The sequence below is a fragment of the Glutamicibacter sp. GQ173 genome, assembly GCF_059759215.1.
In genome coordinates this window covers 50,551-65,134 of the sequence record NZ_JCAXDT010000013.1, presented here as the reverse complement: position 1 = coordinate 65,134, position 14,584 = coordinate 50,551, and the positions used below count along the sequence as shown (strand labels likewise).

10 protein-coding genes are annotated in these 14,584 nt (G+C 61.0%); 3 read left to right on the top strand and 7 right to left on the bottom strand.

Going from position 1 to position 14,584, the window contains the following annotated elements:
• Positions 1-153: 153 nt before the first annotated feature.
• The 4 genes from AC6CHO_RS16810 to AC6CHO_RS16795 form a co-directional block, all read right to left on the bottom strand.
• Entirely contained in the window at positions 154-918 is a 765-nt protein-coding gene (locus tag AC6CHO_RS16810) for a hypothetical protein (RefSeq protein WP_146277345.1), read from the bottom strand.
• A gap of 256 nt (positions 919-1,174) precedes the next feature.
• Positions 1,175-2,251 carry an endonuclease/exonuclease/phosphatase family protein gene (locus AC6CHO_RS16805; RefSeq protein ID WP_498216634.1) on the bottom strand — a complete coding sequence of 359 codons (1,077 nt, stop codon included), beginning with the start codon at positions 2,249-2,251 and terminating at the stop codon, positions 1,175-1,177.
• Between the two features lie 41 nt (positions 2,252-2,292).
• A complete protein-coding gene (locus AC6CHO_RS16800) occupies positions 2,293-3,945 on the bottom strand; it encodes a thiamine pyrophosphate-binding protein (RefSeq protein WP_498216633.1) in 1,653 nt (550 codons plus the stop codon).
• Between the two features lie 224 nt (positions 3,946-4,169).
• A complete protein-coding gene (locus tag AC6CHO_RS16795) occupies positions 4,170-5,369 on the bottom strand; it encodes an RtcB family protein (protein WP_498216632.1) in 1,200 nt (399 codons plus the stop codon).
• A gap of 998 nt (positions 5,370-6,367) precedes the next feature.
• Between AC6CHO_RS16795 and AC6CHO_RS16790 the strand changes: the two genes are divergently transcribed.
• Positions 6,368-7,135 carry a DUF8462 domain-containing protein gene (locus AC6CHO_RS16790; protein ID WP_498216631.1) on the top strand — a complete coding sequence of 256 codons (768 nt, stop codon included), beginning with the start codon at positions 6,368-6,370 and terminating at the stop codon, positions 7,133-7,135.
• Between the two features lie 116 nt (positions 7,136-7,251).
• Here the strand turns inward: AC6CHO_RS16790 and AC6CHO_RS16785 are convergent, their stop codons facing one another.
• Together AC6CHO_RS16785 and AC6CHO_RS16780 are read right to left on the bottom strand one after the other, a co-directional pair.
• The gene (locus AC6CHO_RS16785) at positions 7,252-8,922 is read right to left on the bottom strand and encodes a flavin monoamine oxidase family protein (RefSeq protein ID WP_498216630.1); all 1,671 of its coding nucleotides are present in this window, start codon (positions 8,920-8,922) and stop codon (positions 7,252-7,254) included.
• 17 nt (positions 8,923-8,939) lie between these two features.
• Entirely contained in the window at positions 8,940-10,424 is a 1,485-nt protein-coding gene (locus AC6CHO_RS16780; RefSeq protein WP_498216629.1) for an amino acid permease, read from the bottom strand.
• A gap of 114 nt (positions 10,425-10,538) precedes the next feature.
• On the opposite strand from AC6CHO_RS16780, the gene AC6CHO_RS16775 reads away from it, so the two are divergent.
• On the top strand, positions 10,539-12,131 hold the full coding sequence (locus AC6CHO_RS16775; protein WP_498216628.1) for a PucR family transcriptional regulator: 1,593 nt from the start codon (positions 10,539-10,541) through the stop codon (positions 12,129-12,131).
• A gap of 78 nt (positions 12,132-12,209) precedes the next feature.
• Positions 12,210-13,670, top strand: coding sequence for an HNH endonuclease (locus AC6CHO_RS16770; protein ID WP_498216627.1), 1,461 nt, complete (start codon positions 12,210-12,212; stop codon positions 13,668-13,670).
• Positions 13,671-13,737: 67 nt separating this feature from the next.
• Here the strand turns inward: AC6CHO_RS16770 and AC6CHO_RS16765 are convergent, their stop codons facing one another.
• Entirely contained in the window at positions 13,738-14,535 is a 798-nt protein-coding gene (locus tag AC6CHO_RS16765; protein ID WP_498216626.1) for a carbon-nitrogen hydrolase family protein, read from the bottom strand.
• Positions 14,536-14,584 lie beyond the last annotated feature (49 nt).

Below are 14,584 nucleotides of genomic sequence, written 5' to 3'. Positions count from 1 at the left end.
GCGGCGGTGACCGTGGACACTTAATCGATTGCACGCGTCCATATCCCCGGATTTACGCGGTTTAAACCGAAGAAAACGCCCCGCAAAACAGCTAACGCTGTATTACGGGGCGTTCCGTCGACATCCTCAGAGGCGCCAAACGCGGTTCGCCAGCTAGTCCTCTACGATTTCGGATTCCAAAATCCGCGGATCATCCAGCGGCAGTGCGCTGGGCACCACCGTCGGGATGCCGGCAAATGCCTCCTTGGCATTCTCGATCACGCGCTTGGCCATGTATCGGTTGCCTGCTCCACCGATCACGGCGCCAACACCGAAGGGAACCAGGCGCCCCACAACGCTAGCCGCCTGCGTGCCGATGATCTTGTGCAAGAACTTCTTCTGCAAGGTGCGCTGCACGCTCGAGTAGAAGCTGGTGCTCTTATTCGCGCCGAAAGCCTGGGCCCAGCCCTTAACAGGTCCACCGCCACGGCCGGCCGCCTGCGACGTAAGTCCAGCAATCATGGAACTTCCTTCCTCGCCCATCAAGATTCCCATGACCAAAACGCGCGAATGATCAGGATTCTCGATGGCGATGCCATGCAGTTCCGCCAAGCTCTGGGCATAGAGGGCCGAAGCCTCCAGAAAGCCCAGGGTAGCGGCGACCGAAAGGCCTAAAGCGACTCCGGTGCCAACAGCCGGAACCGCCGCGGTGCCGCCAACTGCCGCTCCGGACCCGGTGACAATACGAAGGTAATCCCGTTCAACGATAGCGGCCAGCTCGGGGGTATCGGCTTGGGGATTCTTCTTGCGAAGACGATTAATATACGCGAGCACCAGAGGCCGTTGCACTCCGATGCCCTTCAAGATGGCCTGCTGCACGCTGGAGCGCGGCTTGCCATCTTTGCCAATGAAAGTCATCGAGATTGGATCGTTTTTCATGATGCCCCCAGCTTATCTGCATGACCCTGAGAGTTGCCTTGGGACTGCCGGGTCTTGCGCGGTTCTTCTGACAATGATTGGAACGTGTGGCATCTGCGTGCATCGACTGCCCTGCACAAACCATCAGACCAGCGGGCTGTTGCCTGCAGAACGAGTCCAGCTTCGATGCCTTGCAGGCAACAGCAGGCAGGGTCGATCGCCCTGCGCGAACGGATCCACCTGGCTGCAGTCCTGGCCCTGGGCAGCCATGCCAAGCCTAGAACTCGATGTCGGTCCAGATCAGGGATCCGGGTTCCTCGACGTCATTTGGCACCGCTTCTTCAAGCAGGGGTTCACGCTGCTCGATGCGCCCCTGGCCCGTAACCTCCCATGAGGAATCCGGGACCAGGTAGCTACCTGCATCGTTCAGGGCATCTTCACGAGCTAATCCCTGGAGGAACGGTTCCAGCCGATCCGCGGAAGAATCCTGGAGATCCAAGGCGCCAGCTACGACGAACTTCTCACCGCCCAGGCCTTCGGCGTGGCCGTCGCCGTCGGTGTGGACGTAGTCCTTGCCGGCCACGTAGTCCGAAATGACCTTCAGTTCATCACCGTGCCGAGCTTGGGAGAATTCTCGATTCCGGCCTTCGGGCTCGGTCTGTGTCGCCACAACATGGACCTGCTGGCCGCGATAGTCAATCGGGATATCCCAGAGGCCGGTGCTCATCACCGGGATGGAGGCTGCCAGCACGCCGGACAAGCCGGTGTGGTGCAGCTGGTCGTTCTCGACTTCCTTCCACTTGAGCTTCGAGACGGCGGTGATCTTTCCTTCGTCCACCGGGTACTTGGAGAGCACTACTATCGAGCCCTGCTCTTCGAAGGCCCCCTGCCCCCAGGCGTCTTCGGCACTGCCGATCACGCCGTCTGCGTTCAAGTCGGCACCGCTCTGCAATCCCTTGGAGCCAACCGCCAGATAGGAATACGGGTAGTCGACGTCTGTGCGATCGTCCGCGATGTTGTTCAGGTATAGATTCTTGAAAGTGTCGACGGCGCCTTGCTCGGCATCCATATTGGTCAGGACAACCACGTCGGCATCGGCGGCGGAAAGGCTGTCGGCCACCTGGGCCGCCTGCGAATTGGTTCCGCCCATCAGCTTCTCTTCCAACCCATCGGCGGTATCGCCTGTGAGATTGGCCTGGATGGTGGCTACGCGCAGGGAGGATCCGGAAAACAGCTGGGTCGGCTCGTCGGCCTGGTTGCCAAAGCTAGTTGGTACAGCAAAGGCGGCAGTCGCCGGGAGGAGGCAAAGCGCTCCCAGGCTCAGGCTGGCTGTTCCTACTAAGATCTTGCGCACGAATCAACCCTACGCCGTACCCAAGCTGTTTTTCCAGCGTCTTAATCGGATTGTAATGCCAGTGCCGCGGCGGCTTTCTTGTTGGCCGCGAGCACCTCTTCCATATAAGGGGCGCGAACCCGCGCGGAAATGCGGGCATCAACCAGACATACTCCCCGCGCGCCATCGGCCACCCATTGCCTGAGCCCGGCCAGATCCGCGAGCTCCTCTACCCGCACCCCGGTCGCGCCCATGGACCGGGCGATGCCGGCAAAATCGACGGTCGGGATCAGCATCGGGTCTTCATGCAGGCCGATCGAGCCGTACTGGTGCACCTCGGCGCCGTAGGCAGAGTCGTTGTAGATCACGATCACCCCGCTGTCGATGGTGCGGATGATGGATTCGAGATCGGCCAGGCCCATCAGGAACCCGCCGTCACCGGCAGCCAGGACAACGGTGCGTCCTTCGGCCGCGGCGCCGGCACCCACCATTGAAGCGATTCCCAGGCCAATGGACTGGTAGGCGGTGCCGACGCAGGCCAGCGAACGCGCGCCGGTGGTTGACCAGTACATCGGACCCCAGCCGATGAAATGCCCGCCATCTTGGACCAGGACTCGATTGGCCGGCAAGATCTTCTCCAGCTCGCTGGCTACACGTCGCGGATCCAGCAGCCCGTCTTCGGCCTTTTCATCGCCGGCCGGGCGGCTGCGCAAATCGCGCAGGTCAAGGCCGGAGCACCAGCTGCTTTCGGCAGCCTCGACGGCATCCAGCAGATCCCGGGCAGCGCTCTGGGCCTCGGCGGTGGCAAAGCAGTCGACGCGGGCGTTGGTGGCAGCTGGCCCAAAATCGATCTGGATCAGCGTCGCCGACTCATTAATCAGCTCGCCGAAGCGCGTGGTGAATTGGTTCAGGGAAGCGCCCAGGACCAGCACGGTATCTGCCTGGGCGATGATGCCCGCGTTGGCCTCGGTGGAGAAACCGCCGGTGATGCCCAGATCGAACTCGTAGTCCAGCAGGTCGCGTGCCAGCAGCGTGCCCGAGGTGGTGGCATCCAGCTTCTGCGCCAGCTCCTTGACCTGCTCGGCGGCTTCGATCGCGCCCCGGCCATAGAGAATATGGGTGCGCTTCGAGGCATTCAGTTTCGTTGCGATCTGCGCCAGCGCTGCAGGTTCAAGGCGCGGCTTCGGCGGCAGGCAAGCCAGCGAGGCGAAATCCGGAAGTTCTTCCCCAGCGCATTCGGCGGCTGCCAGGTCATAGGGAATGGCGAGGACCACCGGGGCCTGTTCGCGCAGCGCATGCGCGGCGGCCTGCAGCGCGGTGCTCCCCGGAGTGTGCCGGTCCACGACATAGCGAGGTGCCCGCACGCCAGCGTCGATGGCCCCCTGATCCACGTCCCAGCCGCGCAATCCGGTGCTGGGAGCATCACCGGTGACAAATAGCAATGGGATTCGGGCCGCTGCAGCTTCGGCCAGTGCGGTCACGGCGTTGGTGTACCCGGCACCGTAGGTGGTGGTGGCGATGGCCAGCTTGTTCGAAATCCGGAAGTACGCGTCGGCGGCCGAAACAGCTGCGGATTCATGGCGTACTGCGGTGTAGTCGAATCCCGCGCGAATGGCCGCATCAAGGAAGTGGGCGTTGCCATTTCCCATCAGTCCGAAGATCTGCGGGGCAACTGGTTTCAGGGCATGGGCAATGGCTGCGGAAACGCTAGACATTATGGACTCTTTTCAAGAAATGATGCTGAAGAAAATTCCATATATGTCTGCCGTTACCAGTTGCTTGACGGCAACGGGTATCGCCCCTTTTGAGAGCGCCGGAAACCACAAGCCTGTGGCTCCTGACTCAACGATAATAGGGCACTGGGACCGCTTTGCGCTAGATGGTGCGCGGCGTCGGCTTTCCCCGCATGCTGCGGTTCCAGCCAACGCCGCTTACCCGCCTACCCCTTGACGCACAGGATGGTGCGCAGGTGCCCCACGACTTCCACGAGATCCTTCTGCGCTTCAATCACCTGGTGGATGTCCTTGTAGGCCGCGGGGATCTCATCCACGACCCCCGCATCCTTGCGGCACTCGATGCCCAGCGTCTGCTGGGCGAGGTCATCCGCCGAGTACAACTTCTTCGCCCGGGTGCGGCTCATCCTGCGACCGGCACCGTGGGAGGCCGAGAAGTACGATCCTGGGTTGCCGCGCCCACGCACAACATAGGACCCGGTGCCCATGGATCCCGGTATCAGGGCGAGATCGCCGGCACCGGCACGGATGGCGCCCTTGCGGGTCACCAGCAGCGCCTGCCCATCGATCATCTCCTCGTTCACGTAGTTGTGGTGGACGTTGATCGGCGCATCAAACTGGACATCAAGGGTTTCGAAGTGCCGGACTACGGCCTCCTTGAACAGCGCGAGCATCAGGGCCCTCGACGCGGCCGCGTACTCCTGCGCCCACCACAAGTCGTGCTTATAGGCATCCATCTGCGGTGTGCCCTCGATGAAGACCGCCAGTTCCTTGTCGACCAAGCCCTGGTTGTGCCCCAGCGACTTCGCGATGCCGATGTGCCTGTCAGCCAGGGTCTTGCCGATATGGCGCGAACCGGAATGCAGGGTAATCCACACCCGATCATCCTGATCAAGGCACAGCTCCAGGAAGTGGTTGCCGCCTCCCAGGGTCCCCAGCTGGCCGATGGCCTTGCTCTTGAGCTTCTGCACCTTCTCATCCAGGGTTTCGAACCTGCCGAAGAGCTGATCCACCCCGGGTTCCAAGCCGAAACGGCGCAACTGGGGCAGCTCCTCGTGGGCATTGAATCCCACGGGGATCGCAGCTTCAATACTGGCCCGCAGCAGCTCCAAGCCAGCCAGCTGGTCTGCACGGATGCTGGTGCGCACGGCAGCGACGCCGCAGCCGATGTCAACGCCCACCGCTGAAGGCGAGACGGCCTGGTTCATGGCGATGACGCTGCCGATCGTCGCCCCCTTGCCGACGTGGACGTCGGGCATCACGCGAACACCATGGACCCATGGCAGCTGAGCCACGCGGCGCAGCTGTTCAAGTGCTTCTTGTTCCACTTCGGCTTCTGCGGCCCACATTTTTACGCGGTCATTGCTGCCTGTCAGCGCTACGGGGAACGCTGCTGGACGATTCATTATTCTTCCTTCTACTAGGAACTTAAAGTGGATAAATTTTTCGCATATTTCAATTTTCAGGCATGACAATTAAACCCATGCAAAACAATTGAATGGAAAATAGAAAAGGAGCCAATGAACTAAGTTCATCGACTCCCAGGGGAATTGCCGACCGCGCCTCCAGCTTTCACCCAACCGGGCGGCAACTGGCACTAGAATACTAGATCTGGCAGGTCAAAGCGTGATTCATTCACCATTTCCGGCGAGTAAGAGTCGATGCGCACGTGGCTTCAGAAACCCGAACTGATGAGATTGGCGGGGTTCACCTGTGCCGCTAAACAATTCCTGGAAGCTGACGGCTTGCAACTGATACTGCTCTCGTTGAGCATTATTATTCAACATCACCATCCTCCTTCAAGTTTTTCAGCGGTCGACAATTACTCTATTTACGATAATGTACTTTTCGAAGAATATCCACTCGAAACCAAAATATTCTTTAATCAATGCTGTTTTCATGTTTTCCTGGAATGCGGGACACGAAGCAACATCACTACGGCATTCAGCGCTCCCAGTCCGGCAACTACCGCAATCTGCCAGCCAGTTCACGCATTGCTGTCCAGGGCCGTGCAATGCTCGAGGGCGCTGCTCCAGGTGGTAATGGTGGCCATCGGGTTGCCCGCCGCCGTTCCACCGCCAGCAGTGCCTGGCTGCCGTTCCGGGGGCCGCCGCTATTAGGCAGGCTTCACCGTCTTTCCCGGCCAGCGCCGAGGCCATCAAGCCAGGCGAGCTAAATCCCTGCGTGGCTCCCCCCAGGCCAGGCAAGAGCAAGGGCAAGACTTCACTAGCATTATCTAGTCGAGTCCACTATTTTTCTTATGTAGGCGTATGCTTCCTTGCCTGCAAAGTGCGCTTAGTCCATATGCAGTTGGATCGGGCCAGCGTCCGCCTGCCATGACGGCCCGAATCAAGGATGCCGTAAAACCGTCAGCTCGGTCTCAGCCACAGTCGAAGTCACGGGAGTGAAGTTCGGTTTTGAAGCCGCCCAGGGCAGGGCGGATTCGGGATCGGTTGAAATCGACCTTGAGGAAATGCTCAAGGTTCTCACCCCGGCACCAAAAGAGGAACGAACCGCATTCGGGCTATTTATTGATGAAATGCAAGACATCAACGCCGAGTTGCTCGGCCTCCAGCATCAGGCAGGACTGCGGGAGTGGCCGTTCTACATCATCGGAGCCGGCCTTCCGAATCTGCCCGCAGTTCTCAGCGAAGCTCGATCCTACGGGCAGCAGCTGTTCGACTACAGGAGAATCGGGCCACTGGACGGTTCCTCAACTCGCCAGGCATTGGACGTGCCCTCCGTGCGATTTGGCGCAAAATTCAAACCACAACCTCCCGAAAAACTTTCGGTGGCATCCGGTAGCTATCCCTATTTCATCCAAGAGTATGGGAAGGCTAATTGGGATCTAGCCCCGGCGTCACCTTTCACCGCAACGGATGCATCCTTGGCCTTTGAGACAGGACGCAGCAAACTGGACTCCGGATTCTTCCCTGCACGTTGGGAACGGGCAACAAAAAGTGAACGCAACTATTTGAGTGCCATGGCCCAGGAGGGAAAACAAGCGTGCCGTACCAGGATCGTTGCTGACCGGCTCGGCTCACCTCGCCAACTTCAGGGCCCTGCACGTGCGGGGCTGATCGCCACGGGCCTCGTCTACGCACCAGAGCATGGATGGTGGACTTCACCGTTCCCGGGATGGCCGAATTCATCATGCGACAACATGACTTAACCGACTAATTCTGCCTCGTCGCTCGAATAGCCACCGCTGTGCGCCAGCCCCCAAAAAAAATCCCGCACCCCTTTCTCAAGGAGGTACGGGATTTCAGTTTCTTCGGCAGGTTCTAGCTACAGCGCCTTGGGACCAATCTCGGCCAGGAACTGGCCCGGGCCGGGATTGGCGGCAGCGTCTTCGCCGCCCAGGTGCCTGACCACGCCCCACAGCGCATTCAGGCCCGTGGTCACCGCGCCTTCGGCCCAGCCGGCAGTCCACGACACGTCGTCGCCGGCCAGGAAGATGCCGCGGTGCGCAGCATCCATGCCCTGCTGGTCGAAGTGGGTGTACAGGCGCTGCTGGTAGCGGTAGTGGCCGGGCAGGTTGGCCTTGAACGCGCCCATGAAGTTCGGATCGGACTCCCAGGACACGGTGATCGGCTGGCCCACGATGTGGCTGCGGATGTCCACGCCCGGGTAGATCTTCTCCAGCGAGTGCAGCATCAATTCCATCCGGCGTTCGGCCGACAGGGACAGCCACTTGAGCGCATCGTCGTTCCAGGTGTACGAGAGCAGGATGACCGCAGGCTGGTCCTCGCCGTTATCCAGCAGGTAGGTGGCGCGGTTCAGCCGGTCGGTGAGCGTCATGGACATCAGGTGCTGCCCGGTCACCGGGTCGCGGTCCTTCCAGAACGGTCGATCCACCATCACGAAGGTCTTCGAGGACTGCATGTAGTGGCTGCGCTCGATCGCGGTCCACAGTTCTGCGCCGAACAGCTCCTCGTCGGTGTCGATGCCGGTGGACAGCAGCCAGGACTGCACCGTGGAGACCACGGCCCCGAATTCTTGGGTGCGGCCAAAGCGCTCGGTGACCTCGATGGTGTTCGCGCCGTTGAAGCCCGGGTTTCCGGTGCGGTAGACCTTGGCCACCGCGCCGCGCGGGGCGCCGCCGTGCAGCGAGGACAGGGAAGTGCCTGCCGGCCAGTGCGCCATCTTTTCCGGGGCGTGGTTCCACAGGGCCTCGGGCAGCTTGGCCGCTCCCCCGGTGATGCCGCGGTGGTAGTCATCGGCGTCGGTGTAGACCACGCGCAGGATTTCCAGGATCGAGTTGGGGAAGTCGGTGTCCCAGCCGCCGGAGCCGAAGCCCACCTGGCCAAAGGCCTCGCGGTGCTCGAAGCCGGCCTGCTTGAAGGCCTTGGAGTTCGCGATGAACCCGTAGAAGCTTTCCTCGTCGAACTCCTGGAGCATCGAGTCCCAGAGTTCCTTGATCACCTTGGCATCGCGGTCGCGGATGGCTTGCTGCATCTGCTCGAAGTGGGCGTCCTCGCGCAGCGCCTGCTTCCAGGCGTCGGCCACTTCCTGATAGAAGACCGGCAGGTCGGCCGGGTCCTCCACGTAGATCTTCTGCCCCTTGAGCTCGATCACCGTGGAGTCGGTGGGCTCGGCCAGCGGGTTCGGGAAATCGTAGGTGTCCAGGCCCAGCAGCTCGATGTAGTGGTACAGCGCCTTGCTGGAGACCGGGAAGCGCATGCCGCCCAGGTCGCAGGTGATCTGCGGGGCCGCGGCGAAGCTTGCGGTGCGCAGCCGCCCGCCGATCTGGTCGGCCTCGTACACCACCGGCTTCAGGCCCAGCTTCATCAGCTCGTAGGCGGTGACCAGGCCGGAAAGCCCTGCGCCGATCACTGCCACCTCGGTGCCGTAGAGCGACTCGGGCACCGAGCCCAGGCCGGCGTCGTTGGCCAGGTAGAGGTCGTAGCTGAACGGGAAGTCCGGGTTGAGCATGGTGATGGGGTTGGTGCTGTTCATGAAAAAATCCTGTGTTCCTACTTGCTGTTCAAAAGGTGGCTGTCGATATATTCCTGCTTGCTCAGCTTCCCGAGCACCGAGCGGCGGCGGCCATAGGCCAGGTAGATCACGATGCCCACGGCCATCCAGGCGCCGAAGACCACCCAGGTGTGCCAGCCCAGCTGGCTCATCAGGAACAGGCAGGCGGCCACGCCGAGGATCGGGGTGATCGGGTAGAAGGGCACCTTGAAGGTGCGCGGTGCCAGCGGCTGCTTGCGGCGCAGGTACATCACCGAGACGCCCACCAGCGCGAAGGCGAACAGGGTGCCGATGCTCGTCGCGTCGGCCAGCGCGCCCAGCGGGATGAACCCGGCGGTGATCGCCACCAGGATGCCGGTGATCAGGGTGCCGATCACCGGGGTTCCGGTGCGCGGGGAGATCTTGCCGAAGGCCGCCGGCACCAGCCCGTCTCGGGACATGGACAGCAGGATGCGGGTCTGCCCGTAGAGCACGGTCAGCACCACCGAGGCGATGGCCAGCACCGAGGCCAGCGCGAAGACCAGCACCAGCCATGGCTGTCCGGTCAGCTCGCCGACGATCTGCACCAGCGCCGCTTCGGTGCCCTCGAACCAGGTCCACTCGCGGGCGCCGATCGCGGAGACCGCCACCAAAACGTAGGTGATGGTCACGATCAGCATCGAGAGCATGATCGCGCGCGGCAGATCGCGCTTGGGGTTCTTGGCCTCTTCGCCGGCCGTGGAGGCGGCGTCAAAACCGATATAGGAGAAGAACACGCTGGAGGCCGCCGCGGTCACGCCGGCAGCGCCCATCGGCAGCAGCGGCTCGAAGTTGCCGGCGTTGAAGGCGCTGAAGGCGACGATCGAGAAAAAGACGAGGATGCCGGCCTTGATGACCACCACCACGGTATTCACAATGGCCGATTCGCGGGCGCCGCGCACCAGCAGCAAGGTGGCCAGGACCACGACGATCAGCGCCGGCAGGTTCACCACCCCGCCTTCGGCCGGCCCGCCGGCCAAGGAGTCGGGCAGCTGCATATTAAAGGCCCGCAGGGTTTCGTTGACGTATTCGCCGGCGCCCACCGCCACCGCGGCCACCGAGACCGCGTATTCGAGCACCAGGCACCAGCCGCAGATCCAGGCGATCCCTTCGCCCATGGTCGCGTAGGAATAGGAGTAGCTGGAGCCGGCCACCGGCACCATGCCTGCCATTTCCGCGTAGGACACTGCCGAGAGCAGCGCGGTCACGCCAGCGATCACGAAGGAGATCCAGATGGCCGGGCCGGCGATCGGCACGGTCGCGCCCAGGATCACCAGAATGCCGGTGCCCATGGTGGCGCCGACGCTGATCATGGTCAGCTGCCACATGCCCAGGGTGCGGCGCAGCGCACCGCCCGATGAGCTGGATTCCGCGTCGCCGATCATCTGCTGGATCGATTTGCGGCGCCGCAGCTGCGGGCCAAGGCCAGTGGCTTGTTTCGGCCTGGCGCCAGTGGTGCTGTTCATCTCGGGTCCTCGCTGCATTGTGGATTGTGCTGCACTGTGGTTTTTCTTCCGCCTTCAAGCCTAGATCTGTGATCCGGCTCTCAAGATGTAAGTTTTGAACTAAAATAGTTTCTCATGGGACATTCCGCACCACAGCAATCAGCGTTCGACGCGACAGCACCCGGCATCACGCTGCGCCGCTTCCTGCGCCAGCTGCCCCCGGAAATCTCCCTGGCCCACGACGCCGGCGATCGGCCCTTGCGCTGGGTCGAGGCCAGCGACATGGACGATCCCACCGACTACCTGCTCGACGAGGAAATGATCCTCACCAGCGGCTACCCGTTGCTCGGCCATGATCAAGACCCCGAGCAGGTCCGGCAATTCATCGCCCGGCTCGCCCAGGCCAAGGTCAGCGCCCTGGGCTTCGGCCTCGAGCCCTATTTCACCGCCATCCCGCCCACCGTGCTCGACGCCTGCCGCGAGCACGACCTGCCACTGCTGGAAATTCCGCCCAGCGTCCCCTTCGCCGCCATCGGCATCGCCTTCGCGCAACTGATCGAGGCCGACAATGCCGCCCAGCTGCGCGGCAGCGCCGAAGCCAACCGCGCCCTCCTGCGCTGCCTGGCCCACCCGGATCCCGAAGCCCAGCTGGCCACCGTCCTCTCCCAGCGGCTCAAGGCCAGCGTCCGCCTGCTCGGATCCGAGGGAAAGATCCGCCACGAGGCCTCCACCGCCGAAACCACCGACCTCGGCGACCAACTCAAATCCGAGCTCTTCGAACAGGCCGCCAGCGGCGCCAACAACCAGCAATTTGCCATGCACCGCTCAGATTCGCAGGTTGACCTGGCTTTTCCGATCCGCGCCACACTCGCCTCGTCCGGCCGCGCGCCATTGCTGGGCGTGCTATGCATCGGCTTCGCGCGCACCCCCTCGGCCTTTGACCACAACCTGATCACCACCGCACTGGGCCTGCTCGACGTCCTCGCGCGCGAACGCGCCGCCAGCTCCCCCGCCTCAACCCAGCTGGCCACCGCACTGCTTCTGCGTTCGCGCGCCACCCTCGACGCCCCGGACCTCGCCCTGCTAGCTGCAAGCCTTGGCGGCGGCAACACGCAGCCCATCCGCATTGCAGTCATTTCGCCGCTGGACGCCCCAGCCGAACAACCGCTCGCACTGCACCTCACCCACCTCCAAGCGCTGTTGGACACCCGCCTGGCAATGCAGCAGGACGACCACTTCATTGCGCTCACCCGGGCCAAGCCGACCCAGGCCATATTCGATCGACTCAAAACGTCCGGGTACGTCGCCGCCTTCAGCACACCCGAACCAGCCGACCTCCAACTCGGCGAAAAACTGGGCGACCTGCAAGCCCAGGCCACCGGGCTGCTCCCCCGCATCCGCGAAAAGCGCCAGAGCCTCGATTCCCGATCCATTCCGCGCTCATTCCTGTCCCTCCTGCCGCCGCAGGCAGGCAAGCAACTCGCCGAAGAGGCCCTCGCGCCAATCCTTGAACTGCCCGATGCCCGTCGCGACCTCTATCTCGAGGTGCTTCAAGGCTGGCTGGAGGCCAACGGATCGTGGGACCAAACATCAAAGAACATCGACCTGCATCGCAATTCCGTGCGCCGCCACATCGCTACCATCGGCGAGGTTCTCGACAAGGACCTGAACCGGGCAGACGTGCGCCAGGAGCTCTACCTCGCACTGAACTTCCTCGCCAGGAGCTAGGCAGAACCGGCCTGGGTCTGGTTAAAGTTTTCCACACTATTCGAAGACATATTCGAGGTTGCGAAGTATAATTAGAGTATGTCCGAAGCAAAGGCGCACGGAGATAGCCTGCCCCCAGCGGTAGAGCCAGAGGAGTTCGAGAACCACTGGCTCGCACTGCAGAAAGAACTGGCGTGGATGCAAGACCACGGCGGTAAAGCGGACTGCGTCCGTGGCATTGAGGTGCTCGAAGCCCTCATAGCTTCTGCCCGATTCCAGCAAGCCTGCCTTTCCTATCATCTGGAGAAAGAGTTTGTTCGCGATCATGAAGAACGCGGAGTCAACCTGGATGATCAGACCCGTGGCGCAGCCGGCAGCGTGGCCATCGCCCGTAAACAATCCCCAACCGGATTCCGCAACTACCTAGTCAACTGCCGCATCTTGCTAGAAGACACACCTAATATTGCCGCCGCATTTTCCAGGGGTGAACTTACCGAGCCCCAAGTCTTGGCAATCCTCAACGAGCTGCAGACCGTCAAAGCGCAACGCCGTACAGAATTTGATGGGATCTACGGCCAGAATCCAGACATGTTCGAGTCCATGGGACGGAACCAGATCAAGGACACCGTTCGGAAATTCACGCTCTCCTACAATTCCGATCCGGTCTCCAAGGAGCATAAAACCATCGAAGAGCGCCGATTCGCTCGCATGGAGATCGATGAAGCGTCCGGCAGCGTGAAGCTAACTGCGCAGTTCCCGCTGCTTCCCGGCATGGGACTTAGAAACTATCTCTACAAGGAGTCCCGCAAGCTCAAGAAAAAGGGCGACAAGCGCACTCTCGAACAGATCAGGGCGGATATCCTCTTTAGCTACATGATGATCGGCGAGCCTTCAAAGATGCCAATCAATTTGCAGGTTGGCGTCATCATGACTGATCGAGCCCTGTTCCAGGGCGAACGGGAACCCGCATACCTTGAAGGCTACGGATACATCCCTGCACAAGATGTGCGTGAATGGATCGGCGGACATCAAATCGAGAACGAACTGACCTTTGAAGAGATGGAAGCAAGGATCACTCCGGAACACATTGAGCAGATCGAAGTGCTGACTGAACTTTCCAGGATCTACACGGCACCCGGAGATCAGGATTTGATAAGCATGGATTCCAAAGCCCGGATCTTCCCGGAGAAGCTCAAAAAATTCATCAGCATTCGAGACCGGAATTGCCGCACACCTTTTTGCGACGGAATCGTCGAAGAAGCAGACCACGTGAAGCAGTACGCAAAGGGTGGAAAGACCAGCGTGCATAATTGCTGCGGCCGCTGCAAGGTCTGCAACAAAACCAAAGAGGCCCGCGGCTGGTTTGAATTTACCCTCTTGAAGGACCAGCACACCATGCTCATCAATCCGGTATCCGGGATGTCGTATCGGTCCACAGCTCCACCGGCGACCGGATACATTCACAAGCCTTTCCCGCAGTTGACGACCGATTCAAAATGGTTCAACGACTTCAAGGAAAAACTGAGCGGGCGCGATGCCCCGGAAGCCTCTGCGGCATAACCGCAATCCCAAAACTCAAGGTGTTTCCACACGGCGCTTCGCCGTGTGGAAATGCCCTAGAAGTTGATCATTCCGCGGATTGCCATTGAGCGTAAAGGTCCCGTCGGGCCTCCGAAAGATACGGAACTTCAGCCCTGATCTGCGCCAAAGAACTCACGTCAATCTCGGCTGCAAGAAGTTCTGCACCAGATCCAGCTTGGGCCAAGACGGCACCGTCAGCACCGGCGATGACGCTAGTTCCCGCCAAGTCGAATCCAGCTTCAGAACCGCAGTGGTTCGCGTAGGCGATGAAAAGCTGGCTTTCCATGGCACGCGTCGGAACCAAACGAGTGCAAACCTGCTCATATCCGCGCCCCATAGCCGTCGGGACGAGCAAAAGTTGCACCGAACGACGAGCGGCCTCACGGACAACCTCAGGAAATTCCACATCGAAGCAGATCACCATGCCCAACGTCATTCCCTTGTAATCAAATGATGCAGGAGGGTTGCTGCCCGCGATGAACACTTCATGTTCTTCAGCTCCAAAGAGCTGGACCTTCTGATAATGAGCACGCTTCATTCCGCGATCATCAAGGAAAGTTGAAGTGATCAGCCAGCCATCATCAGTGATTTCGGGAAGGGAGTAAACCAGGGCTATCGAATGCTTCGCCGCTATGTGCGACAGCCGCTCATGCGCGGAAGGCAACAGGGAAACATCCAACGAATCACGCAGGACGTAAGGCGCATAGCCCACGGCAAAAAGTTCGGAGGTGAGCAAGATTTTTGCGCCATCTCCAGCGGCACGCTGCGCGGCTTGATCGATGGCATTTAGATTGCGTTCAATCCCCAAGACCTCTGCTTCGCTCTGCATAACAGCGATGCGCATGTGGCTCCCTCCGAGCATCATTGATGACTAAGATTAACCCTATTTCGAA

What these genes read in the sequence shown, in the direction of transcription:
- AC6CHO_RS16810 (WP_146277345.1), bottom strand. Translation starts at nt 918, where the DNA reads ATGAAAAACGATCCAATCTCGATGACTTTCATTGGCAAAGATGGCAAG.
- AC6CHO_RS16800 (WP_498216633.1), bottom strand. Translation starts at nt 3,945, where the DNA reads ATGTCTAGCGTTTCCGCAGCCATTGCCCATGCCCTGAAACCAGTTGCC.
- AC6CHO_RS16795 (WP_498216632.1), bottom strand. Translation starts at nt 5,369, where the DNA reads ATGAATCGTCCAGCAGCGTTCCCCGTAGCGCTGACAGGCAGCAATGAC.
- AC6CHO_RS16785 (WP_498216630.1), bottom strand. Translation starts at nt 8,922, where the DNA reads ATGAACAGCACCAACCCCATCACCATGCTCAACCCGGACTTCCCGTTC.
- AC6CHO_RS16780 (WP_498216629.1), bottom strand. Translation starts at nt 10,424, where the DNA reads ATGAACAGCACCACTGGCGCCAGGCCGAAACAAGCCACTGGCCTTGGC.
- AC6CHO_RS16775 (WP_498216628.1), top strand. Translation starts at nt 10,539, where the DNA reads ATGGGACATTCCGCACCACAGCAATCAGCGTTCGACGCGACAGCACCC.
- AC6CHO_RS16770 (WP_498216627.1), top strand. Translation starts at nt 12,210, where the DNA reads ATGTCCGAAGCAAAGGCGCACGGAGATAGCCTGCCCCCAGCGGTAGAG.
- AC6CHO_RS16765 (WP_498216626.1), bottom strand. Translation starts at nt 14,535, where the DNA reads ATGCGCATCGCTGTTATGCAGAGCGAAGCAGAGGTCTTGGGGATTGAA.